Below are 23,934 nucleotides of genomic sequence, written 5' to 3'. Positions count from 1 at the left end.
AAAGGAGGGTAAAGAATGAAAGATCTAAAAAGTTGGCTCACCAAGAAACAATTAGAAAGAACAGCAGAATTGTTGAAAGAAAGAGGCTATGAAGTATTTTTAGTAGAAAACAGAGAAGAAGCAAAAAATAAAGTTCTTAGTTTAATTCCTCAGGAAGCCACAGTGGGAATTGGAGGAAGTATAACTATAAGGGAAATCGGAGTTATAGAAGAACTTGAGAAAAGAGGAAACAAAGTGATCCATCACTGGAAAGAGGGCTTAACCCCTGAGCAAGATCTTGAAATAAGAAGACAAGAACTTCTTTCAGATGTATTCTTATCTAGTGTAAATGCGCTGACTTTTTCAGGAGAAATTGTAAATATGGAGGCTATTGGGAATAGGGTTGCAGCTCAGATTTTTGGTCCTAAAAAAGTGATTGTAGTAGTAGGAAGGAATAAGCTTGTGGTAAATTTAGAGACTGCGATATGGAGAATTAAAAACATAGTTACACCTCTCAATGCAAAAAGATTGAAATTGGAGCTTCCTTGTGCAGATGAAGGATATTGTATGAATTGTAATCATCCTAATAGAATATGTAGAATAACTACTATTCTTGAGGCTCCACCTTCAAGAACCCCTTTTACTGTTATACTAGTTAATGAAGATTTAGGATTTTAAGGAAATATATGTATAAAGAAAGGTATTAAAAATAAAGCTGGTAAAAGATTTGCTACTTTAATTTGCTTTATATTTAGTAGGTTTAAGGCAATACCAAGAATAAGTACTCCGCCTACCGCTGTCATTTCTTGAACTACTAAAGTTGTGAAGAAAGGACTTATAAATTTGGCAAAAAGAGTTATGCTTCCTTGGACGATAAGAACGGAAATGGAGGAAAATATAACCCCCACCCCCAAGGCTGATGCAAGAGCAATAGAAGCTGTTCCGTCAAGTAGCGCTTTTGTGTAGAGAATTTGAGGTGTTTGTCCAAGTCCATCTTGAAGAGATCCCATTATAGTCATAGGTCCTATACAGTAAAGAAGAGTGGCGGTTAGAAAACCTTTTGCAAAAGTGTTTTGTTCTTTTGCGAACTTTTTCTCTATTTTTAAGGATAGATTTTCAAGCCATGCGTGGATTCCTAAAAGTTCTCCTATAATTGCTCCTACTACTATGCTGAAGACTAAAGCAAGAAATTTTTCTCCTTTAATTGCCATTTCCATTCCTAAGGGAATACATATTAGTCCAAGAGCATCCATTAATAATTTTTGTAATCCCTCAGGAATTCTTTTCTTAAATATAGTACCCATTAATCCTCCAATAATTACTGCAATGGAGTTGACTATCGTCCCCATATTTTTTACCTCTGTATCTCTTTTGTTATTTCATTTATACTCTCTAAGAGATCTCTAATCTCAGGATGAGACAATTGATAATATACAGATTTTCCTTCTCTTTTTGTCTTCAAAAGTTTTACTCTTTTTAATAAGGTTAGATGTTGAGAAAGATTTGGCTGTCTCACATTGAGAATTTTTAACAGATCTGATACAGTGGCAGAATTTTGAGCTAATATGAATATTAATTTTATCCTAAGAGGGTGTGCGAGAATTTTCAATATATCGCTCATATTTTGTAAAGCCTCATCAGATAAGGCTGTATAGTTTTCCTTTTTAGGCATATTTCCCCAGCCCTCCTTTCTTAACTAAGTAAACATATTTTAACATAAAAAATTAAAAGATATTAGGCTTTTGATATAATTTCATTATAAAATGAACTTATTTAAGGAGGTTAAAGATGCTTTATCCTAAGGAGAGTGAAACAAGAGAAGTTAAAGATTTATCAGGAGTGTGGGAGTTTAGAACTGAAATTGATAAAGACTACATATTAATGCCTGTTCCAGCAAGTTTCAATGATGTCACTCAGGATATTAATTTAAGGGACTATATAGGAAAGGTTTTTTATAAAAGAAGTTTTTTTGTGCCATCATATTGGAGAGATAAAAATATTTTTGTAAGAATTGGTGCAGCCACACATTCTTCTGAGGTTTATGTGAATGGAGTTTTAGTGGTTAAGCATAAAGGTGGATTTTTACCCTTTGAGGCAGAAATTTCTGATTATGTAAATTACGGAAAGGAAAATATTTTGGAAATTGTGTTAGATAATACTCTTACTTGGGATATTCTTCCTCCTGGGGAATTAAAAACTATAGAAGACAATATGCATCCTAAGGGATATAGAATCTTAAATTACTATTTTGACTTTTATAATTATTCGGGAATTCATAGACCTGTGATGATATATTCTACACCCAAAGTATATATTAAAGATATCTCTATTATAACAGAGATAGTCAACAATTTTGGGATAGTGAAATATAGTATTGAGAGCGAAGGGAAGAATTTTCATGTTATTTTAAGAGATAAAGGTGAAATTGTAGCAGAAAGTAGAGGAAAAGATGGAGTTATGGAGGTAAGAAGTCCAAAGCTGTGGGAACCTGGAAATTCCTACCTTTATAATTTAGAAGTTAGACTTTTAGAAAAAGATAACTTTGATGTGTATAGAATGGAGATAGGAATAAGAACTGTAAAGGTTGAAGGAAAGCAGTTTTTAATAAATGAGAAGCCATTTTATTTTAAGGGGTTTGGCAAGCATGAGGATGCAGACATAAGAGGTAAAGGCTTAGATCATGTTATTAATGTCAAAGATTTTAATTTACTGAAATGGATAGGAGCAAATTCTTTTAGAACCTCTCATTATCCTTATAGCGAAGAAATACTCTTTCTTGCTGATAAATACGGGATAGCTGTTATTGAAGAGGCTCCAGCTGTAGGTTTAAATCTGTGGAATCGTGATGAAAAAGTTTTTACCAAAGGAAGAGTTGATGAAAAGACGTTAGAACATCATTTAGAGGTAATGAGAGATCTTATCTATAGAGATAGAAATCATCCTAGTGTAGTTATGTGGAGTGTGGCTAATGAGGCAGCAACTTATGAGGATGGAGCAGAGGAGTATTTTAAGAAAGTTATAGAGGAGACAAGAAAGCTTGATCCTACAAGGCCTATAACTATAGTAGAAAATGTAGCACCTAAGGAAACAAAGGTTAGTAAGTATGTGGATGTGATATGTGTAAATAGATATTATTCTTGGTATACGGATTGTGGAGATCTAAGTATAATTGAATATCAGCTTGAAAAAGAGCTTAAAGAATGGTTTGAAATATATAAGAAGCCATTGATTCTCTCTGAGTTTGGAGCAGATACTATTTCTGGATTTCATTCTGATCCTCCTTTAATGTTTACAGAAGAGTATCAACAGGAGATGATTAAAAAGTTTGTAGAAGTTCTTGATAAACTCGATTTTGTAGTGGGAGAACATGTGTGGAATTTTGCTGATTTTATGACAAAGCAACATATAACAAGGGTGGTGGGAAATAGGAAGGGGGTTTTTACGAGAAATAGACAACCCAAAATGGTGGCTCATTTTTTAAGAGAAAGGTGGAATAAAATACCTAATTTTTGGAAAAAATAGAATTATTGACAACGTATCGTATATTTTCTATAGTATGCTATGTGTCATAAAATTCTATAAAAAAATTAAAAAGGAAAAGATATGTTTGAGAATCTTACAAGTAGGCTCCAAGAGATATTTAGAAAATTAAGAGGAAAGGGAAAACTTACCGAAAAGGACATTGAAGAAGCTCTAAGAGAGGTAAGGCAAGCTCTCTTGGAGGCTGATGCTCATTATAAGGTGGTCAAGGAACTTTTGAATAATGTAAAGACGAAAGCCTTACAAGAAGATGTTTTAAAGAGTGTAACTCCTGCAGAACAGATAATAAGAATACTATACTATGAACTTTTAAATATTCTTGGTGGTGAAAAAGTAGATCTAAATCTTGGAGATAAAAAACCAGGAATAATTTTAGTAGTAGGACTTCAGGGTTCAGGAAAAACTACTACTTGTGCAAAACTTGCATATAGACTTTCTCAAGAACAAAGGAGAGTTCTTTTAGTAGGAGCGGATACTTTTAGGCCTGCAGCAGGAAAGCAGCTTCAGATTCTCGGGGAGAAGATTAAAGTTCCTGTGTATATTGATGGAAGTAATCCTTTTGAGATAATTGATGGAGCATTAAAAGTAGCAAGAGAAAAGTTTTCTGATGTTATGATTGTGGATACTACTGGTAGACTTCATATTGATGAAGAAATGATGAACGAGTTAAGTGAATTAAACAAAAGATACCATCCCTCGGAGATATTGCTTGTGGTAGATGGAATGACAGGGCAAGATGCGGTAAATATTGCTGAGAAGTTTAACGAGAAGTTGCCTTTAACAGGAGTGATTTTAACCAAGATGGATGGTGATGCTCGGGGTGGAGCAGCACTTTCAGTTAAGGCTATCACTGGTAAACCTATTAAGTTTATAGGGGTTGGAGAAAAGATTGAGGATTTAGAGTATTTCTATCCTGATAGACTAGCTTCAAGAATCCTTGGAATGGGCGATCTCGCATCCCTTGTGGAGAAGATAGAAAAGAATATAGAATTAGAGAAAATGGCAAAATTGGAAGAAAAGCTAAAGAAATCTAAGTTTGATCTTGAAGATTTTTATATTCAATTAAAGGAACTTAAAAAAGTGGGAACTTTTGAGCAGATCCTTGATATGCTTCCTTATGTTCCTAAAAATAAAATAAATGTGGAATTAAGTGAGAAGGAGATCAAAAAATTTCTTGCTATAATAGAATCAATGACACCTGAGGAAAGAAGAAATCCTTCCATAATTAATGGTAGTAGGAGGCAAAGGATTGCAAGAGGAAGTGGTACTTCGGTACAGGATGTGAATAGATTATTAAAACAATATTTTCAGACCCTTGAGTTAATAAAGCAGATTAATAAAGGTAAAAAATCTATGTTCCCATTTTTTAGATAAAATAAATTAAAAAAGGAGGTGATTTTAGTTGGTAAAAATTCGTCTTACAAGGGTTGGGGCAAAAAATAAGCCAGCTTACAGAATAGTTGCTATGGATAGTAGAGAGCCAAGGGACGGAAAACATTTAGAGATTTTGGGTTTTTATGATCCTAAAACAGATCCAGCTACGATTCAACTAAAGGAAGAAAGAATCCTCTACTGGCTTAGTCAAGGTGCTCAGCCTACAGATACTGTTCTTAGTATTCTAAAGAGATATGGTGTGTGGGATAAGTTTTTAGCTATGAAGAAAAGTGCAAAGAGTTCTGCGTAAAGGGGGCTTTGGTTAATGAAAGAGCTTTTGGAGTATATTATTAAGGCGATTGTACAAAAGCCCGAGGAGGTCGAAGTAAGAGAAGTAGAAGGGACTAAGTCTGTAATTCTTGAGGTAAAAGTTGCTCCAGAAGATAGGGGCAGGGTAATAGGGAAACAAGGACAAACTGTTAAGGCATTGCAGACTATAGTGAGGGTTGCTGGACTTAAGAAGGGAAAGAAGGTTGTAATTGAAGTACTACAATAGAGAATGAGGTCTCGTTTGGTAAGAATTGCTAAATTGGGTGAACCCTTTGGTATAAAAGGTGGTATTAAGATTTGGCCCTTCTTTGACTTGATTGATACTTTAAAGAAGGGACAGAAGATCTATTTGTCTTGGGGAGATACTCTTTTAGTTAGAAGAGAACTCTCCTTGGAGAATATAAGAGAACATAATAAAGGTTATGTTATTTATTTCTCTGAAATAGAGACAAGAGAAGATGCAGAAAAGATTAGAGGGAATTGGCTTTTAATAGAGGAGGAGGATCTACCAAAACTTCCTGAGGGGCAGTATTACACGTATCAGATAATGGGGCTCTCGGTATACGAGGAAAGTGGTGAATATTTGGGGAAAGTTAAAGAGATACTTGAAACTGGAAGTAATGATGTATATATAGTTGAGGGAGAAGATGAAGATATATATATTCCTGCTATAAAAGATGTAATAGTTGAGATAAATTTGGACGAAGGAAAAATTATTATAAGGAAAATGGAAGAGTATTGAAGATGTTAAGGATAGACATAGTAACAATTTTCCCTGAAATGTTTAAAGGTCCTTTTGATGTAAGTATTTTAAAGAAGGCTCAAGATAAAGGTTTGGTAGAAATTAAGGTATATAATCTGAGAGATTTTACAGAAGATAAACATAGGACCGTTGATGATTATCCCTATGGCGGGGGTTCGGGGATGGTGATGAAGCCCGAGCCAATATTTAAGGCTGTGAGAAGTTTGAAAAAAGAGGATAGTGAGGTAATTTTACTTTCACCAAGTGGAGATTTATTTAATCAGAAAATTGCGGAAGAATTATCTAAGAAAAATCATCTAATACTGATATGTGGTAGATATGAAGGAGTAGACGAGAGGGTGAAGAGTATAATAACGAGGGAAATCTCTATAGGTGACTATGTTTTAACTGGAGGAGAAATACCTGCAATGGTAATAGTAGATGCCGTGGTTAGGCTTGTGCCCGGGGTTTTGGGAGATCCTGATTCCTTGAGGGAGGAATCCTTTCAGTGGGGTATATTGGAATATCCTCAGTATACCCATCCAAGAGATTTTGAGGGTATGAAGGTTCCTGATATTTTACTTTCTGGAAATCATGAAAGAATTAGAAGATGGAGGAGAAAGGAAGCTTTAAAGAAAACTTTCTTAAAAAGACCTGATCTTCTTGAGAAAACTAGCTTGACCCAAGAAGATCTTGAACTTTTAGAAGAAATAAAAAAAGAGCTAAGAGAGGAGGTATAGAAAAATGGATCTTATAATTCAAAATTTAGAGAAGGAATATATGAAAAAGGATATTCCCGAAATATGGCCAGGAGATACTGTAAGGGTACACTATCGTATAGTTGAAGGTGATAAAGAGAGAATACAAGTTTATGAGGGTGTAGTGATTGCAAAAAAGCATGGAGGTATTAGAGAGACTATAACTGTAAGGAAGGTAGTTCAAGGGGTTGGTGTTGAGAGAATCTTTCCCTTACATTCTCCTTTAGTAGAAAAAATTGAAGTGGTAAGAAGAGGTAGGGTAAGAAGAGCTAAACTCTATTATTTAAGGGAGAGAAAAGGTAAGAGTGCAAAAATAGCTGAGAGGGAAGAAAATGAAGGATAAAATTTTGGAGATTGTAAGCAAAATACTTTCTAAGAGGCAGGAATTAAAACAGCATGAATGGTATGATCTTCTTGAAACTATTGTATTAGCATTTATATTAGCTTTCATAATAAAAAGCTTTATATTGCAGATTTCCTATATTCCTACTGGTTCTATGATACCAACTTTAAATGAAAGGGAAGCGGTTCTCGTAGTGAGAATACCCTACTATTTTAGAGAGCCAAAAAGAGGGGAGATTATTGTTTTCAAATATCCCGAGGATCCAACAAAAGAGTACGTAAAGAGATTAATAGGAATTCCTGGAGATATAGTGGAATTAAAAAATGGAGTAGTTTATATTAATGGAAAAGCATTAGACGAACCTTATGTTAAGAATAAAAGCTATGATAACTATGGACCGGTAAAGGTACCTAAGGATAGTTATTTTGTCCTTGGTGATAATAGACCTGTAAGTGTAGATAGTAGATATTGGGGATTTGTTCCAAAGAAAAACCTTGTAGGAAAAGCGGTGCTCCTCTTATGGCCTCCCCAAAGAATAGGCCTCGTACATTAGGAGAAAGAGAGAGGGAGCTCTGGTATTATTTTAGATATATTGCAGGTGTAGATGAGGCAGGGAGAGGAGCACTGGCCGGCCCTGTTTATGCAGGAGCAGTTATTCTTCCTCCCCTATCTTCTATTCCTGTAAATGACTCCAAATTGTTATCTCCTAAGGAGAGAGAAGAACTTTTTGAGATAATTAAGAAAGAAGCTCTATGTTGGAGCTTTGGTTATGCCACAGTGGAAGAAATAGAAGAATTAGGTATCTTAAAAGCTACCCTTTTGGCTATGAGAAGAGCCATAGAAAAATTAGAAATTAAACCTGAGTATTTACTTGTAGATGGAAACATTCCTATTCCTAACATGGATATACCCCAAGAAACCATTGTAAAGGGGGATCGGAAGTGTTTGAGTATTGCTTCAGCATCTATTGTGGCAAAGGTTTTGAGAGATAGGTACATGAAGGAGCTTGATAAGGAGTATCCAGGATATGGTTTTAGTAGGCATAAAGGATATGCTACGAAGGAGCATAGAGAAAAGATAAAAAGCTTGGGTAGTCTTTTAATTCATAGAAAGGGTTTTAAACTTTTATGAATAATAAAGAGATAGGTAAGTTGGGGGAGGACTTTACAGTAGAGTTTTTGAGTAGTAGAGGTTTTATTGTGCTTGAGAGGAATTATAAGGTCTCTTTTGGAGAAATTGATATTATTGCAAGGAAGGGAGATATTTTAATTTTTGTAGAGGTAAAAACGAGGCGAAATTTAGATTTTGGTATGCCTGTAGAATCGGTAAGCTTTGAAAAACAAAATAGAATTAAAAAGATAGCAGAAATATATGTAAAGAATAAACAACTTAGATTTAAAGAGATAAGATTTGATATTATGAGTATAATCCTTTCTCCCAAGGGGGAAGTTTTAAACTGGGAGTATTTACCTAATGCTTTCTAAAATAAGGTCAGCAACTCTTTTAGGGCTAAATTGTCATGAAGTAGAGATTGAGATTGACATTTCTAGTGGTGTACCAAGCTTTAATATAGTAGGACTTGCAGAACAAGAGATTCAGGAATCTAAGGAGAGGGTAAGGTCTGCACTTAAAAATTCAGGGTATGAATTTCCTTTAAAGAGAATAACTATTAATCTTGCTCCTGCAGATCTAAAAAAGAACAGTCCTTTATTCGATTTGCCTATTGCTATAGGTATTCTTTCTAATTATATGAACTTTGATTTTAATCCCGAAGAATCAGCTTTCTTTGGCGAGCTTTCCTTTGAAGGTAAAATAAGAAAAGGCAAAGGCTTACTTTCTTTAGTTTATGGATTAAAAAATAAAGGCTATAAAAGGTTTTTTGTGCCAAAAGAAAATGAATTTGAGTGTGCTTTAGTGGATGAAGTTGAGATTTATCCTATATCTCATATTTCAGAGCTAGTTAAATTTTTGACAGGAGAGATCAAGATTAAGCCTTTGAAATATAGTTTTCCAGATTATATACCTACGTTTAGTGAAGATTTTTCCTTTATAAAGGGGCAAGCTTATGCTAAAAGAGCTTTGGAAATATCTGCAGCAGGAGGACATAATGTTCTATTAGTGGGACCTCCTGGAACAGGTAAGACTCTCCTTGCAAGAACCTTTCCTTCTATATTGCCTCCTCTTACTTATGAAGAAGCTTTTGAGGTGACTCAGATTTATAGTGCTGCTGGTCTTTTAGATAAGGAATCTTTAGTATTGGAAAGGCCGTTTAGAAACCCTCATCATACCATATCTTATGCAGGTCTTCTGGGAGGAGGCTCTAATCCTCAGATTGGAGAAATAACCCTCGCTCATCGAGGAGTTTTATTCTTAGATGAACTTCCTGAATTTAGAAGGGATGTTTTAGAGGCATTAAGACAACCTCTTGAGGAAGGTAGGATTGTTATTTCAAGGTCTAAATATACTGTGGTTTATCCTGCTCAGTTTATTCTAATTGCAGGTATGAATCCATGTAAGTGTGGATATTTTGGAGATAAGGAAAAGGAATGTACTTGTTCTCCTTTTGAGGTAAAAAAATATTGGTCAAAAGTTTCTGGTCCTCTTTTGGATAGAATAGATATTAGAGTATATGTAGGAAGGATTGAAAAAGAGAAGATATTTAGCGATACTGAGGAAGAAAGTTCAGAAGAGATAAGGAAGAGAGTAATCGAAGCTAGAGAGATACAAAAAGAGAGATATAAAAAAGAAAAATTTCAATTAAATTCTCAATTAACTCCAAAGACTCTTAAGAAATATGGTGTCCTTTCCAAAGATGTTCAAAGGTTTCTATTGGATGCAGTGGATGGAAAGAATTTATCAATGCGTGCGGTAGATAGGATAATAAAGGTGGCAAGAACTATTGCAGACTTAGAGAAAAATGAGTATATTAGAATAGAGCATTTAGCTGAGGCTTTATCTTACAGAGGGCTTGAGGATTTCATTTCAAATTTGTAATTTTTTTTGTTGAAAGGGGGTATTTTATTTGTTTGGAGCATTAGCTAAATATTTTGGATTTAGAGAAAAGGGTACATCTTGGTCTAACGAGATCATAGCAGGACTTACTACTTTTGTTACCATGGCATACATTTTATTTGTGAATCCAAATATATTAGGCGATGCGGGTATGCCAAAGTCCGCAGTGTTAATGGCAACAGCTATTGGAGCTGGTATAGCTACTCTTACTATGGGACTTTATGCGAAGCTTCCCTTTGCTCTTGCTCCAGGAATGGGCTTGAATGCCTATTTTGCCTACTCAGTATGTCACGGATTTGGACTTCCATGGCAAGTAGCTTTAGGAGCAGTTTTTATTGATGGAATAATCTTCCTTATATTATCCATACTACCTGTGAGAAAGTGGATCATACAATCAATTCCCCTTAATATAAAGCTTGCCACGTCAGTAGGTATTGGATTGTTTATAGCGCTTATTGGTTTAAGGTCTGCAGGAATTGTAGTGAAAAGTGATGCTACCCTGGTTACCCTTGGATCTTTAAAGACTCCAGAAACCCTTCTTTCTATTTTTGGAATAATAGTCATAGCCCTTCTTATGGCTTTAAATGTTAAAGGAAATATTCTTCTTGGTATTATCATCACCACAATTGTGGGAGCTTTTGTTAAAGGATCAAATGGAGAATATATTACCCATTTTACTGGTAATATTATAGCTCTACCCAATTGGGGTGAATTTTCAAAGACCTTTTTAGCTCTTGATATATTAGGTGCTTTAAAGTGGGGATTCTTTTCTATAATTTTTACCTTCACTTTTGTGGATATGTTTGATACAGTAGGGACAATATCAGGACTTGCTTCTAAGTTAAATATTTTAAAAGAGGATGGAAGTTTTGAGGGAGCAGAAAGGGCTCTTGTAAGTGATGCTGTTGGAACTATCGCTGGAGCCCTCTGTGGTACCTCTACTATTACTACCTATATTGAATCTGCTGCTGGAATTGCTGAGGGAGGAAAGACAGGAGCAGTATCATTAGTTACAGGTCTTTTGTTTCTTCTTTCTATCATCCTTTGGCCTCTTGCAGGTATAATACCATCGGCAGCTACTGCTCCAGCTCTTGTGATAGTTGGATTTCTTATGATGGAGCCTATACTAAAAATTAATTTTAAGGACATTGCTGAGGCTCTTCCTGCTTTTGTAACAATTATTGCAATGCCCTTTACTTATTCTGTTGCCAATGGTTTAATTCTTGGCATTCTAAGTTATGTGTTATTGAAAATTCTTACTGGAAAATTTAAGGATCTCAATCCTGTTCTAATAATCCTCTCTATACTCTTTATTCTTTACTTCGCTTTCTAAGAATTAAGAGGGGAGGAGAGATCTTTTCCTCCCCTTTTTGATTTTTTACCAAATTTTGGTAAAATAATTCGGAATGTATCAATTTAGAGTTGAAGATAAACCTTTTATATATGCTTTAAGCTTCTTCTCCCCTTTATTTAGAAGATGGAGAGAATGGATTGATATTATAAGTCCAAAAGAGTTGTTTTTTCTTTCTGAAAGTGAGTTAATTAATTTATTTTCAGGATCCTCTCTAATTCAAGAGTTTATTGTTTTTAAGCGTAGGTTTAATTGGGAGAAAGAGTGGGAAAAGCTTGAAAAGCATTGTATAAAGATGGTCACGTTATGGGAAGAAGACTTTCCTCCTTTACTAAAAGAAATTAAGAATTCACCACCCCTCCTCTTATATAAGGGAAGTATAGAGGGAGAAAAATTTATAGGTATTGTTGGAACAAGAAGACCTTCAGCTTATGGAGTTAAGATGGCAGAAAGTTTTGCAAGAGAGTTAGTAAAGTATGGCTTTGTGGTGGTAAGCGGACTTGCATATGGTATTGATACTTATGCCCATAAGGGAGCTATTGAAGGTGGAGGAAAAACTTTTGCTGTTCTTGGAAGCTCTTTAGATCATATATATCCATCAGGGAATTTAAAGCTTGCGGAGAAGATCATGGAAAGTGGAGCTATTATTAGCGAATATCCTCTTGGAACAAGACCTGCGCGTTATACTTTTCCTCAAAGAAATAGAATAATAAGTGGTATATGTCAAGGCATATTGGTGGTTGAGGCAGGAGAGAAAAGTGGGGCCTTGATTACTGCAGGTTTTGCAGCAAACGAAGGAAGGGATGTTTTTGCTATTCCAGGTAGGTTAACCGATGAGAAGAGTATTGGCACCAATAAACTTATAAAAGATGGGGCTAAAATGGTGATTGATATAGGAGATATTCTTGAGGAATATAACATTCCTTATGAGGTGAGAAAAGAAAAAGACTTTGAATTGACCGAAGAAGAAAAATTAGTACTTAATTTTTTGGGTTTAGAGCCTATTTTTATCGAGGATTTAATGAAGAATTTAAATATTGATTTATCCAGATTGATGTTTATAATAATATCCTTGCAAGGAAAGGGCTTTGTAGAAGAATATCCCGGACTAAGATATGCTAAAAAAAGGAGTGTTATTATTGATGGATAACGAAAAATTAATCATTGTAGAATCACCTGCAAAGGCTAAGACTATAGAGAAGATTCTTGGAAAAGAGTTTAAGGTTTTGGCTTCTTATGGACATATAAGGGATCTACCAGAAAAGGAACTTGGAGTTGATATAGAGAATAATTTTAAACCCAAGTATGTGCTTTTACCTTCTCGAAAGAAAATTATTGATACTATTAAGGATTTGTCAAAAAAGGCAGAAAAGTTGTATCTCGCTACAGATCCTGATAGAGAAGGGGAAGCTATTGCTTGGCATTTAGTAGAAGAATTAAAGCTTCCGAAGGAAAAATTTACACGAATAGAGTTTCATGAAATAACTCCAAGGGCAATTCTTGAAGCAATAAAGAATCCAAGAGAAATAGATCTAGATAGAGTTGAGGCTCAGCAAGCGAGAAGAATTCTTGATAGGCTTGTGGGGTACGAGTTGAGTCCACTACTTTGGGAAAAAGTAAGAAAAGGACTTTCTGCTGGCAGAGTTCAATCGGTGGCTCTTAGGTTTATATGTGAGAGAGAAGAAGAAATTGAAAAATTTATTCCTGAAGAGTATTGGTATATATATGGAGAATTTAGAGATGAAGAAAAAGTGCTATATGGAAAGCTTATTTTATATAAAGATGAAGAGGTAAATGTTAAAAATGAACAGGAAGTAAATAAGATCATTAGAATATTAAATTGTCTTGATTATAGAATTGACAAAGTTGTAATAAAAGAAGAGAAAAGAACACCACCGCCTCCTTTCATAACCAGTACTCTTCAACAAGAGGCTTCAAAGAGGTTTGGTTTTCCTGTAGGAAAGACTATGAAGATAGCCCAATCTCTTTATGAGGGAGTTGATATAGGGAATGAGAGAATCGGGCTTATAACCTATATGAGGACTGATTCTACAAGAATTGCTCCTGAGGCAAGAGAGGAAGCTGTTCAATATATTGAATCGGGCTTTGGAAAAGAATATGTGGGTAAGGAGCATAAGGAAAAGAAAAAATTAGGGGTACAGGATGCTCATGAAGCCATAAGACCTACTTCTGTATTTAGGGATCCTGAAAAAATTAGGAAATATTTAACTGATGAGCAATTTAAGATATACAAGCTCATATGGGAAAGATTTATAGCAAGCCAGATGAATCATGCAATATTTGAGGTGGTGGAGATCTACATAAAAGGTGGAGATTATGTATTTCTTTCTAAGGGTAAGAAGCTGAAATTTGCAGGATTCATGTCTCTTTACATGGAGAAAGAAGAGAATGGAGAGGAAAAAGATGAAGTTAATATAGATTATGTACCTGAGGAGGGAAAGAACGTAAAACTGACAACTCTTATCCCAAGGCAATTTTTTACAGAACCTCCTCCAAGATATACTGAAGCAACTCTTGTTAGGACTCTTGAAAAATATGGTGTTGGACGGCCAAGTACCTATGCTACAATAATTGAGACTTTAAAAGAACGAAAATACGTAGAGGTTAAAGATAGAACTCTTGTTCCAACAACCCTTGGAAAGGTGGTAAATGACTTTTTGACAAAGCAATTTCCTCACCTTATTGATGTAAAATTTACTGCAAGGATGGAGGAGGATTTAGATAAGATAGAAAGTGGGAAGGTAAAGGCAATTGAAGTGTTGAAAAAGTTTTATCCAGCTTTTAAAGAAGAGCTTGAAAAAGTATCAAAAAATATTGGAAAAATTCAAGTGATAGAAAAAACTGATGAGATTTGTCCTCTTTGTGGTAGTAAGTTGGTTATAAGAGAGAATAAAAATGGAAAGTATTATGCTTGTTCACGATATCCTGAGTGTAAATACACACAACCTATATATGAAGAGGCTCAAGGTAGATGTCCACTATGTGGTGGGGTTGTGGTAAAGAAAAAAGCAAAAAAGACAAAAAAGACTTTTTGGGGTTGTATAAATTATCCTGAGTGTAGGTTTGCATCCCCTTATGAACCATTAAATGAAAAATGCCCTCAGTGTGGAAGCACCATGCTTAAGGGGAACGGATTTAAGAAATGCAGTAATAAAGATTGTAATTATATTGTCTGGACAGGGAGGAGAAAGAGATGGAAAAAGTCAAAATAATAGGTGGAGGACTTGCTGGATCAGAGGCAGCATGGCAGCTTGCTAAAAGGAAGATTCCTGTTGAGATATATGAGATGAGACCTATAGTTACAACTCCAGTGCATAAGACAGAATACCTTGCAGAACTTGTTTGTAGCAATTCCTTTAAATCTACAGAGATAACCAATGCATCAGGTCTTTTAAAAGAAGAGATGAGGAAACTAGACTCTCTACTTTTAAGGGTAGCAGAGGAAACAAGGGTTCCTGCAGGAGTTGCTTTAGCTGTAGATAGGGAACTTTTTTCAAAAAGAGTTCAAGAAATATTACTTGAGAGTCCTTATGTTACCGTAATAAGAGAAGAAGTCAAAAAGCTACCTAAGGAAGGTATAGTAATAGTTGCCACAGGCCCTTTAACCTCTTCAGATTTTGCGGAACATTTAATGGAGGTTCTTGATACTGACTCTTTGTATTTTTATGATGCGGTATCACCTATAATCTACGCTGATAGCATTAATTATGAAAAGGTCTTTAGTGCCTCCCGTTATGGAAAAGGAGAAGAAACTTATCTTAACTGTCCCATGACTAAGGAGGAATATGAAAGGTTTGTAGAAGAGCTTATTAATGCCGAGACTGTTGAATCCCATTATCCTGGAGAAGAAAAGTTTTTTGAAGGATGTCTCCCTATAGAGGTCCTTGCTAAAAGAGGTATTGATACCTTAAGATATGGACCTATGAAACCTATTGGGCTAATAGATCCTAAAACAGGAAAGGAACCTTATGCAGTAGTTCAGCTCAGACCTGAAAATATTCAGAAAACCCTTTATAGCATGGTAGGATTTCAAACAAGATTGAAATTTCAAGAACAGAGAAGAATCTTTAGAATGATACCTGGACTTGAGAATGCAGAATTTGCAAGGTATGGAGTAATGCATAGAAATACCTATTTTTATGCTCCGAAGTTCTTGAAAGCCACTCTCCAGTTTATAAAAGATGAAAGGGTGTTTTTTGCAGGGCAACTAATAGGAGTAGAAGGTTATATGGAGTCAGCTGCTATGGGAATTGTGGCAGGAATAAATGCAGCACGTTTGTATAAGGGAAAGCCTTTGATTATTTTACCTCCAACTACTATGATTGGAGCTCTTATCTCTTATGTTACTACAAAGGTGCCGGTGAGATATTATCAGCCTATGAATGCCAATTGGGGTATATTATTACCTCTTGATAAGCCTATAAAAGATAAAAAGCTTAGGAACAGACTCCTTGCTGAAAGAGCACTTAGAGATCTTGAGGATGTAATAAGGAGATTTGCGATCAACGTATGAATTTGGATCTAAAGAGAGAAATAGAGAATTATATAAATTATCTAAGATTTGAAAGAAATTATTCTCCTAATACCTTAAGGAGTTATCTTAGAGATCTTTTGGATTTTTATAAGTATTGCAAAGAAAAAGATCTGGATTTTACTAATAAAAGGAATATTAGAAGTTATATTCAATTTATAGCCCAAAAAGGTTATAAAAATAGTACCTTTGTAAGGAAAGTAATAAGTTTAAGGAGCTTTTTTGAGTACTTATTGACTTTTGAAAAAATTAAAGAGGACCTTACCGTGTTTATTCCAACACCAAAGATTGAGAAGAAACTTCCTCAATTTTTATCCATAGATGAAGTAAGGAAACTTTTGAATTCTCCTTCTTTAGATAATCTTATTGGCATTCGGGATAGGGCTATAATAGAAACTCTTTATGCTACGGGGATTAGGGTAAGTGAGCTTGTGGGCATAAATGAGGAGGATATTAATTGGAATTATGGAGAGATTAGGGTTTTTGGGAAAAGGGCTAAAGAGAGGGTGGTAATAGTAGGTGAAGAAACTCTTAAAATATTACAGCTTTATAAAGATTATGTAAGACCTAAACTTCTAAAGAAACCTGAAAAAGCCTTCTTTCTTAATGCAAAAGGTGGAAGAATCTCTGATAGAGGAGTAAGAATGATCATTAAAAAATATACCAAAGAATTTAATAAAAAGATTTCTCCTCATACTTTGAGACATACTTTTGCTACCCACCTTCTTGAAGGAGGAGCAGACTTGAGGTACGTACAAGAGCTCTTGGGACACGTAAGAATTTCTACTACTCAAATTTATACTCATTTAACTACTGACCAAATAAGAAGAACTTATACTGTATCTCATCCAAGAGCTATCAAAAAAGAAAGGGAGGAATAATTATATGAAAAGATATGTTGTACTTGGAGTGATGCTCTTATTAATGTTAAATATTGGTCTTGCAAAACAAAGTTTTGTTTTAGATTTTACTAAAAATCCACCAAAAGGTAATTTAAGTTACGAGATTAGTAAAGGAGTTGATTTGGAAAAAGAAGATGGAGAGTATCATTTGGCATTTTTAAAGGGTGGAAGTAGTTTAAAAATATATACCCCTGTCTCATCCTTAGAATCTCCCAAAAGAGTCATACTTAAGCTTACTGGTATATCTTCATCTCTTTTATCTCAAGAGACATGGGCACCAATAGTAATTTTAGTAAATTCTAAGGAGCTTGTTAGTGGTTTTGATTTTGGAAGCGATTATTACATTACACCTTCTTTTAATATTTCCAAGTATTGGCTTAATGGGCAGACAAATATCGTAGAGATAAGATTGGATAAGGATACTAGTGGAGAATTTTGGCTTAAGAAGATAGAAATTTCTATTTATGAAAAATAAAAATATCATCTTTTATTTCTAAGGTTTCAGGTAAAGAATTTCTCTTGGGGGAGATAGAGTTTAATAGTGAAAACTCTATCTCCTCGAATCCTGGAACTCCACATATGGCAAGAATTAAGTTTTGTAAAAAGCTTTTTTCTTCTTCCATTTTATATGGAGTATTATATTTGTAGAGTTTTTTTCCTTTGAATCTTTCTGATAACTTGGGAAATTTATCAAAATTTATAGCAAAGGTTATAAATTTTGTCATCTTCAGATAAAAGGATAAGACTTCCCAAAGGAAATTCTCGTAGGATAAGTATTTCATATCTGGGATTAAAATATCTTCAGGCAATATTATATTTTCTTGGCATATTAAATTTTTGATGTCATCAATTATAAGACTGATATTATTTAAATTTTCAGTAGTTCTTAATGTAACTAAAATTTCTCCCCTTAAATCTTTTATCTCATTAAGCCTTCTTATTAGCTTGTTAAATTTAGATTTGTTTTTGATCATCCAATTTTGAAAATCTTTAAAGTAATTAAAAGATTTTATTAGCTTTTCCTCTTCTCCCTTTTGGAAATGATAAAAATAAAAAAGAGTTTCCTTACCCCATGAAAAGGGTAAGTATATTCTTTCTAATAAGTCTCTCATCACTTTATGAATTATTTCCTGAGGAATATCTTTCATTTTCTAAGATCTCCCTTAAAAATTTTATTGCTTCTTCTTTTGTCTTTACCCTTTCTTCTATTTGGGCTTCTATAAGTTTCTCTTTTAATGTACCCACAATTGGAGAGGGATTTAAATTAAATAATTGCATAATTTCATGTCCACTTAATAAAGGTTTGGGGATATTTTTAAGTTTAAAGAATTCTTCTAACAACTTTTCAAAGTAGTCTTTATTTTCAAAATTTCCTTTTATGGCTATCTGGTCAGATATAAAAAGAAATACCAGGGATGGTACATCTTCATTTACCCTTGAGATTAGTTTATGGATTGTTTTTATCTCTGGGTTTTTTATAAGATCAATGAGATACATGTGATTTCTTATAAGTTTTTGTATAAATGTTAACTCCTTGTTGCTTAATTTTAACCTTTCAGCAATTTCTTTTATCATTTCTGCCCCTACTTTTGAATGTCCATAGTAATGAACAAGATTCTCTTCATCTATACTATAAGTTTTACTCTTTCCGATGTCATGGAGCAAACTTGTAAGTTTTAAGGTTTCTTTTTTTGTAAATTCTGAAAATAAATTTTTGCTAAAATAATTTTCCAGATCTTTTTTGATAGATGGAAAAAGAAAATCCATATTATAGAATAGGTCTTCTAGAACATATAAGGTAGTTATAGAGTGATCAAGGGGATTTTCGTGATGGGGTTTACTCCACGGAATATACTTTATCTTGGAAAGTTCTGGAAATATCTCTTTTAATACTCCGTATTCTTCCATTTCTTTCCAAAAGTGAGAGGTAAAAGGATTTTTTAATATCTTATAAATCTCTTCATGAATCCTTTCAGGTTTTATTTTAGAAAGGTTTTGGCTATTCTTTTCTATGTTTTCAAGAACATTTTTATCTATCTTAAAGCCTGAAGCTCCAAACCTAAAAACTCTTAATATCCTCAAGGGGTCCTCTCTTAGAGAATTGGGAGATGAAAGCTTTATCACGTTTCTTTCTAAATCCTCTAAGCCTCTTAATGGGTCAAATATTTTAAAATTCTTAAGATTTAATACTATGGAATTTATAGTAAAATCTCTTCTTATAATCTCAAAAAGAAGATTTTGCTGGTATATAGGAGTAAAGTCAAGGACAAAAGTCTTTTCTTTATTTTTTATTACTATTCGGAAATATTTTCTCTCTTCATCTAAAATTACGAGCCTACCGTTTAGTATTTTTACGATATGATCTATGAAATCTACATTGAAAGGATGAATTAGGAAATCTATATCCCTTGGATTTTTCCCTAATAGGTAATCTCTGATAAATCCTCCTACAATATAGGGAGTGATATTATATACTTTTGCATATTCCCTTACTACATAGAGTATCTTATATAACTCTTTATCCATCTTCTAAAGTCAACTTTATCTCTTCTATCTCTTCTTTTGTGAGGTCTCTGGGGTAATTATAGGGTATAATTCTTGGACTTTCGTTATAATATGGTCTGTTGCAGTAAGGACAACCAGAGGTTTTAAATATTTCATGAAAATATAGATAAGCTTTTTCTAAGATCTTTTTAGTTAGTATAAGCTCGTCTTTATCAAAGGTTAAATCCTCAGAATCAATAAGATGATTTTGCAATAAATAGGTAACTATTTGTATCTTTCTGTATTTTAAGTAGGAGGGCTGGGATAGGTTTTCAAGAGGTGTACCTGGTAATGGGGTAAAGGCAAAAAGGGCAACCTTTACTTCCCAACAGGAAAGGTCTTTTATAAGTTCTACTAAAGATTTTTCTTTTTCTCCTAAACCTACAATGATATGAGTTGTTATTTTCTTGGGAAATATTTTGCTTGCTTCTCTTATAAGATCTATTTTCTCTTTCCAGTTTTTCCCTTTAATTTTTTCATAGAGTTCTTTTTCTGCCGCATCTATAGAGATGTTTATCCTATCTACTCCATTCTTAAAAAGGAAGTTAACATCTTCTAAATCCTCCACGGGTGCAGATATAGAGATAGGAAGATTATATTTTTTAAAGGCGTTTGTAAGCTTTACAATATTAGCCTTCCAACCTAAATGGTTTGTAACTTGAAGGCATATTCTTTTGAAGGGATTAAACTCTGATAGGAGTATTTCAAGCTCTTCTAAATCTATAGGAGGCCATGAGATTCTTGACAGCATAATAGTTTCTTTTCTTACGTTTCTTGCTTGAATACAAAAGGCACAATTATTTAGACATTTGCTTCCAATTAAAAGATAAAGAGTGGTGGGAGAGTCTTTTTTAAATATTTTTCTTTTTAATACTTCAAGACTTCCAGAAGAAACTCCAATCTTCATAGTAGAGCACAGCATTGATCAAATTTGTTATCGTCTAAATTCTTCATTACATCATGATAAGGATTTACTATTGCTTTAAATTCAAATTCTAAGGCAAGAGAATCTAATTCATATCTATAATCTCCTTTGGGTCTTACGCATCCTAGGTATAGATCTGTATTGGGAAGTTTTTTCTTTGCAAATTTCCAAAGGTCTTCTATCTCCTTAATAGGAGGAAGGTCTATCTTTTCAAAAGGTGTATTTTTTAATGGGGTGATTACGATGAATATAAGCTTTTTGGGGTTTATTTTTTCTAAAAATTCTATCTCTTCATACTCCTTACTTATTTTTCCATAATTTGCTCCTATCAAGATGTGAGGGCTTACTGGGAAGTGTTCATTGAGAAGTAAAAATGACTCTTTGAAATTTTCTTTATTTTTGCTTTTCAAGTGAAATACTTCTTTTATGACAAAGTTGTCAAATATGAGATCAAAGGATACCATGTCAGGAATACCATTAAGTTTTTTAGCATCCTCTTCATTAATAAGTCCTAAGTGGAAGTTTAATTTATATCCCATGGATTTAAATCTTTTAAGGTATGTTAAATGGACATCGGTTATAGGTAGCACTCCTTCTTTATTATAGCCCCCACTTATAAGAATACTTTTATAATTGTTATCCTTTTTAAGCTTATTTTCCGAAAGGTATAAAGGAGTCATGTTTTTGAGAAAATGTGCTTTGCAGTGATCACATTGTAAGGCGCAATAATCTCCTGTGATACTTATGGGCAGAGTACTTATAGGGGTTACTTTTATGGTCATCTCCAATTTACCTTTAACATTTTTGCTGCATAGGCTTCATTTAGTCTTTTTACAGGAGTATTATGGGGGGCATTTTTGACTATTTCTGGATTTTCATCAATCTCTTTTAGGATTGTTTTTATGATATCTACAAATTCCTCCAAGGTATATTTAGTCTCTGTTTCAGTAGGTTCTATCATTAATGCCTCTTCGACTATAAGGGGGAAGTAAATGGTAGGAGGATGAATACCATAATCTAATAGTCTTTTTGCTATGTCAAATACTTTTACACCTTTTTCTTTTAGTCTTTTACCTGATAATACAAATTCGTGCTTGCATATAGATGGATAGGGAAGGTTAAAATATTCTTTTAGCTTCTCTTTTAAATAATTTGCATTTAATACTGCCATCTCGGTGGTTCTTTTTAGTCCCTCGTCTCCCAGCAGCCTAATATAAGCGTAAGCCTTTACCATAACTAAGAAATTTCCATAAAAGGTTCTTACTCGTCCTATAGTTTTAGGAATATCATAATTTAGATAATATTTTTCTCCATTAAATTCTACCGTTGGAATAGGCAAGTAATCTTTTAAGAAGTCCTTCACACCTACAGGTCCTGCACCAGGTCCTCCACCTCCATGGGGAGTTGAAAAGGTTTTATGTAGGTTTATATGTACTGCATCAAATCCCATATCTCCAGGACGAGCATATCCCATAATTCCATTTAAATTAGCACCATCGTAATATAAAAGAGCACCCTCTTCGTGTACCATTTTAGCTATTTTAAGAATATCTCTTTCAAAAAGTCCAAGGGTGTTAGGATTTGTTAGCATTAGTACAGCCACGTTTTTATTTAAATATTTTGCAAGAATATTAGGATTTATGAGTCCCCTTTCGTCAGAGGGTATTTCTATGGTTTCAAATCCAGCCATTGAGGCACTTGCTGGGTTTGTACCATGAGCAGAGTCGGGTACAAGAACAATATTTCTATCTTCACCCTTATCTTTTAAGTATGCTTTTATCATAAGAAGGGCTGTTAACTCTCCATGGGCTCCGGCAGAAGGTTGAAAAGTGAACTTATCCATTCCTGTTATTTTAGAAAGTGCCTCTCCAAGTTTGTAAATTATTTCAAGAGCTCCTTGAGAGAGATCTTCAGGAGTATGGGGATGAAGATCAGTAAAATACTCATTGTTTGCAATTTCCTCGTTTATTTTTGGATTATATTTCATGGTACACGAACCAAGAGGATAGAAGCCAAGATCTACACCATATCCTAAAGAAGATAAATTGGTAAAATGTCTTACCACCTCAATTTCACTTAGTTGAGGTAAGGGGAGATCTTCTCTTAATAATTCTTTGGGCAATAATTTTTCAGGTGAGAACTCCTCTAATGGCTCTGGAAGATGAATATTAGGTCTATCATCATTACTTAATTCTTTTATCAAAGGTATTTTCTTCTTCAATCTTTTTTAAGAACCTCCTTAAGGGATTTTACATAATAATCAATCTCTTCTATAGAATTTCTTTCTGTCACAGCTATAAGAATTTCTTTTTCTCTTTCTTTATAGAATTTAGAAAGAGGAATTCCTCCAAGAATCTTCCTTTCTTCTAATTTTTTAAGAAAAACCTTACTGTTTTCAGGAGTTTTAATCACAAACTCATTAAAAAAGTAGGAATTAGGATATATAAAATCTATTCCTAATTTTTTTTGAAGTCTATCCTTTAAGTAGTGAGCTCTTGAAAAACATACTTCTGCAATCTTTTTAATCCCCTTCTTACCCAGAAGAGCCATGTATACAGCAGCAGATATAGCGGATAATGCCTCATTGGTACATATGTTAGATGTGGCTTTTGCTCTTCTTATGTGTTGCTCACGAGTTTGTAAAGTGTTTACAAAGCCTCTTTCTCCCTCAAGGTCTATGGTTTCTCCAACGATTCTTCCTGGAATTTGTCTTATGAATTCTTTTTTTGTAGCGAGAATTCCTAAATAAGGCCCCCCAAATCCCAATGGAATTCCCAAGGATTGTCCTTCTCCTACCACAATGTCTACATTATATTCAGAAGGAGGTTTGAGGATACCAAGGGAGATGGGATATATAGAGAGAATGAATAATGCATTGTTCTTGTGAATTAGAGTTTCCATCTCTTTGAGTTTTGTTTCTATAACTCCAAAAAAATTAGGATTCTGTAATATAACCCCAGAAGTGCTGGGGGATATGGTCCTTTCAAGAGCAGTAATATCGGTTTCGCCATTTTCATCTAAAGGTAAAATTTTTAAGTCAATGTTCTGGACTTGGAGGTAGGTTTTAAGTACTGAGATATATTCGGGATTTAACCCAGAGGAGACAATAACCTCTTTTTTGCCTGTGATCCTAACAGACATAAGGGCTGCTTCTGCTATTCCTGACCCTGCCTCATATAAAGATGCATTTGCTACCTCCATACCTGTAAGATCACAAATAAGACTTTGATATTCAAAAATAGATTGAAGTACTCCTTGACTTATTTCAGGTTGATATGGGGTATAAGAAGTGTAAAATGTAGGAAATAGGCTTACTAATTTTACAAAAGATGGAATATAATGTCTATATGCTCCACCACCAAGAAAAGAAATATAGTCTTTCCCTATATTTTTCTTTGATATCTGTTTTATTTCTTCTAAAAGATCAATTTCTGAGGGAGACGCTGAAAGCTTAAAATTTTCTTTTGCTTTTTGCCTTATTTCTTCAGGAATCTCTGAAAATAGCTCCTCTATGGAGTCTACTCCTATGGTATTCAGCATCTCCCTAATTTCTTGAGGGGTGTGAGGAAAATACGCCATTTA

General features: G+C 34.1%; 26 protein-coding genes. 18 read left to right on the top strand and 8 right to left on the bottom strand.

The genetic code is table 11. The features are described 5' to 3' along the window. Window positions 1-15: 15 nt before the first annotated feature. Window positions 16-657: a lactate utilization protein gene (locus ACP5QL_RS00855; RefSeq protein ID WP_273333367.1), complete on the top strand. Its 642-nt coding sequence runs from the start codon at window positions 16-18 to the stop codon at window positions 655-657. Here the strand turns inward: ACP5QL_RS00855 and ACP5QL_RS00850 are convergent. Both ACP5QL_RS00850 and ACP5QL_RS00845 read right to left on the bottom strand, forming a co-directional pair. After that, window positions 654-1,328, bottom strand: a complete 675-nt coding sequence (locus tag ACP5QL_RS00850; RefSeq protein WP_273333369.1) for a DUF554 domain-containing protein — start codon at window positions 1,326-1,328, stop codon at window positions 654-656. The genes ACP5QL_RS00855 and ACP5QL_RS00850 overlap by 4 nt on opposite strands. Before the next feature lie 5 nt (window positions 1,329-1,333). Further along, window positions 1,334-1,651, bottom strand: a complete 318-nt coding sequence (locus tag ACP5QL_RS00845) for an ArsR/SmtB family transcription factor (protein ID WP_012583889.1) — start codon at window positions 1,649-1,651, stop codon at window positions 1,334-1,336. Window positions 1,652-1,767: 116 nt separating this feature from the next. On the opposite strand from ACP5QL_RS00845, the gene uidA reads away from it, so the two are divergent. From uidA to ACP5QL_RS00760, 17 genes are all read left to right on the top strand, one after another. After that, a complete protein-coding gene (uidA, locus tag ACP5QL_RS00840; protein WP_012583888.1) occupies window positions 1,768-3,501 on the top strand; it encodes a beta-glucuronidase in 1,734 nt (577 codons plus the stop codon). A gap of 81 nt (window positions 3,502-3,582) precedes the next feature. Further along, window positions 3,583-4,893 (top strand): signal recognition particle protein, encoded by a 1,311-nt coding sequence (ffh, locus tag ACP5QL_RS00835; RefSeq protein ID WP_012583887.1) that lies wholly within the window; start codon window positions 3,583-3,585, stop codon window positions 4,891-4,893. Between the two features lie 28 nt (window positions 4,894-4,921). Next, the gene (gene rpsP / locus ACP5QL_RS00830) at window positions 4,922-5,203 is read left to right on the top strand and encodes a 30S ribosomal protein S16 (protein WP_012583886.1); all 282 of its coding nucleotides are present in this window, start codon (window positions 4,922-4,924) and stop codon (window positions 5,201-5,203) included. 15 nt (window positions 5,204-5,218) lie between these two features. Beyond that, window positions 5,219-5,449, top strand: coding sequence for a KH domain-containing protein (locus ACP5QL_RS00825; RefSeq protein WP_012547534.1), 231 nt, complete (start codon window positions 5,219-5,221; stop codon window positions 5,447-5,449). A 15-nt stretch (window positions 5,450-5,464) separates the two neighbouring features. Beyond that, on the top strand, window positions 5,465-5,965 hold the full coding sequence (gene rimM / locus ACP5QL_RS00820; protein ID WP_012583885.1) for a ribosome maturation factor RimM: 501 nt from the start codon (window positions 5,465-5,467) through the stop codon (window positions 5,963-5,965). A 2-nt stretch (window positions 5,966-5,967) separates the two neighbouring features. Beyond that, on the top strand, window positions 5,968-6,705 hold the full coding sequence (gene trmD, locus ACP5QL_RS00815) for a tRNA (guanosine(37)-N1)-methyltransferase TrmD (protein WP_012583884.1): 738 nt from the start codon (window positions 5,968-5,970) through the stop codon (window positions 6,703-6,705). A 4-nt stretch (window positions 6,706-6,709) separates the two neighbouring features. Further along, a complete protein-coding gene (rplS, locus tag ACP5QL_RS00810) occupies window positions 6,710-7,066 on the top strand; it encodes a 50S ribosomal protein L19 (protein WP_012583883.1) in 357 nt (118 codons plus the stop codon). Continuing rightward, window positions 7,056-7,619, top strand: a complete 564-nt coding sequence (gene lepB, locus ACP5QL_RS00805) for a signal peptidase I (protein WP_012583882.1) — start codon at window positions 7,056-7,058, stop codon at window positions 7,617-7,619. Before rplS ends, lepB begins: the two co-directional genes overlap by 11 nt. Next, window positions 7,586-8,197 carry a ribonuclease HII gene (locus ACP5QL_RS00800; RefSeq protein WP_012583881.1) on the top strand — a complete coding sequence of 204 codons (612 nt, stop codon included), beginning with the start codon at window positions 7,586-7,588 and terminating at the stop codon, window positions 8,195-8,197. Before lepB ends, ACP5QL_RS00800 begins: the two co-directional genes overlap by 34 nt. After that, window positions 8,194-8,550, top strand: a complete 357-nt coding sequence (locus tag ACP5QL_RS00795; protein WP_012583880.1) for a YraN family protein — start codon at window positions 8,194-8,196, stop codon at window positions 8,548-8,550. Before ACP5QL_RS00800 ends, ACP5QL_RS00795 begins: the two co-directional genes overlap by 4 nt. Continuing rightward, the gene (locus ACP5QL_RS00790) at window positions 8,540-10,060 is read left to right on the top strand and encodes a YifB family Mg chelatase-like AAA ATPase (protein WP_272994783.1); all 1,521 of its coding nucleotides are present in this window, start codon (window positions 8,540-8,542) and stop codon (window positions 10,058-10,060) included. The genes ACP5QL_RS00795 and ACP5QL_RS00790 overlap by 11 nt, the downstream gene beginning before the upstream one ends. Before the next feature lie 28 nt (window positions 10,061-10,088). Continuing rightward, window positions 10,089-11,411 (top strand): NCS2 family permease, encoded by a 1,323-nt coding sequence (locus ACP5QL_RS00785; RefSeq protein WP_273333371.1) that lies wholly within the window; start codon window positions 10,089-10,091, stop codon window positions 11,409-11,411. Window positions 11,412-11,484: 73 nt separating this feature from the next. Beyond that, window positions 11,485-12,579, top strand: coding sequence for a DNA-processing protein DprA (gene dprA / locus ACP5QL_RS00780; RefSeq protein WP_012583877.1), 1,095 nt, complete (start codon window positions 11,485-11,487; stop codon window positions 12,577-12,579). After that, window positions 12,572-14,662, top strand: a complete 2,091-nt coding sequence (gene topA, locus ACP5QL_RS00775; RefSeq protein ID WP_272994787.1) for a type I DNA topoisomerase — start codon at window positions 12,572-12,574, stop codon at window positions 14,660-14,662. The genes dprA and topA overlap by 8 nt, the downstream gene beginning before the upstream one ends. Further along, on the top strand, window positions 14,644-15,963 hold the full coding sequence (gene trmFO / locus ACP5QL_RS00770) for a methylenetetrahydrofolate--tRNA-(uracil(54)-C(5))-methyltransferase (FADH(2)-oxidizing) TrmFO (RefSeq protein WP_012583875.1): 1,320 nt from the start codon (window positions 14,644-14,646) through the stop codon (window positions 15,961-15,963). Before topA ends, trmFO begins: the two co-directional genes overlap by 19 nt. Then, entirely contained in the window at window positions 15,960-16,862 is a 903-nt protein-coding gene (xerA, locus tag ACP5QL_RS00765; protein WP_012583874.1) for a site-specific tyrosine recombinase/integron integrase, read from the top strand. The genes trmFO and xerA overlap by 4 nt, the downstream gene beginning before the upstream one ends. Window positions 16,863-16,866: 4 nt before the next feature. Then, complete coding sequence (locus ACP5QL_RS00760; RefSeq protein WP_273333372.1) at window positions 16,867-17,358, top strand: hypothetical protein; 492 nt, start codon at window positions 16,867-16,869, stop codon at window positions 17,356-17,358. Here ACP5QL_RS00760 and ACP5QL_RS00755 read toward each other — a convergent pair. From ACP5QL_RS00755 to gcvPA, 6 genes are read right to left on the bottom strand one after another with little or no spacing between them, the layout of a single operon-like run. Continuing rightward, entirely contained in the window at window positions 17,342-18,031 is a 690-nt protein-coding gene (locus ACP5QL_RS00755) for a DNA repair protein Rad50 (protein WP_242603693.1), read from the bottom strand. The two genes, ACP5QL_RS00760 and ACP5QL_RS00755, sit on opposite strands and share 17 nt — an antisense overlap. Continuing rightward, window positions 18,000-19,409, bottom strand: coding sequence for a CCA tRNA nucleotidyltransferase (locus ACP5QL_RS00750; RefSeq protein WP_012583871.1), 1,410 nt, complete (start codon window positions 19,407-19,409; stop codon window positions 18,000-18,002). Before ACP5QL_RS00750 ends, ACP5QL_RS00755 begins: the two co-directional genes overlap by 32 nt. Beyond that, a complete protein-coding gene (locus ACP5QL_RS00745) occupies window positions 19,402-20,334 on the bottom strand; it encodes a radical SAM protein (RefSeq protein ID WP_272994789.1) in 933 nt (310 codons plus the stop codon). Before ACP5QL_RS00745 ends, ACP5QL_RS00750 begins: the two co-directional genes overlap by 8 nt. Next, the gene (locus ACP5QL_RS00740; protein ID WP_012583869.1) at window positions 20,331-21,134 is read right to left on the bottom strand and encodes a radical SAM protein; all 804 of its coding nucleotides are present in this window, start codon (window positions 21,132-21,134) and stop codon (window positions 20,331-20,333) included. Before ACP5QL_RS00740 ends, ACP5QL_RS00745 begins: the two co-directional genes overlap by 4 nt. Beyond that, window positions 21,131-22,573, bottom strand: coding sequence for an aminomethyl-transferring glycine dehydrogenase subunit GcvPB (gcvPB, locus tag ACP5QL_RS00735; protein ID WP_012583868.1), 1,443 nt, complete (start codon window positions 22,571-22,573; stop codon window positions 21,131-21,133). Before gcvPB ends, ACP5QL_RS00740 begins: the two co-directional genes overlap by 4 nt. Then, on the bottom strand, window positions 22,570-23,931 hold the full coding sequence (gene gcvPA, locus ACP5QL_RS00730; protein WP_012583867.1) for an aminomethyl-transferring glycine dehydrogenase subunit GcvPA: 1,362 nt from the start codon (window positions 23,929-23,931) through the stop codon (window positions 22,570-22,572). The genes gcvPB and gcvPA overlap by 4 nt, the downstream gene beginning before the upstream one ends. Window positions 23,932-23,934 lie beyond the last annotated feature (3 nt).

The organism is Dictyoglomus sp., assembly GCF_049968615.1.
GTDB lineage: Bacteria > Dictyoglomota > Dictyoglomia > Dictyoglomales > Dictyoglomaceae > Dictyoglomus > Dictyoglomus turgidum.
The sequence above is the reverse complement of the archived record's forward strand: the minus strand, read 5'-3'. Positions and strand labels throughout refer to the sequence as shown.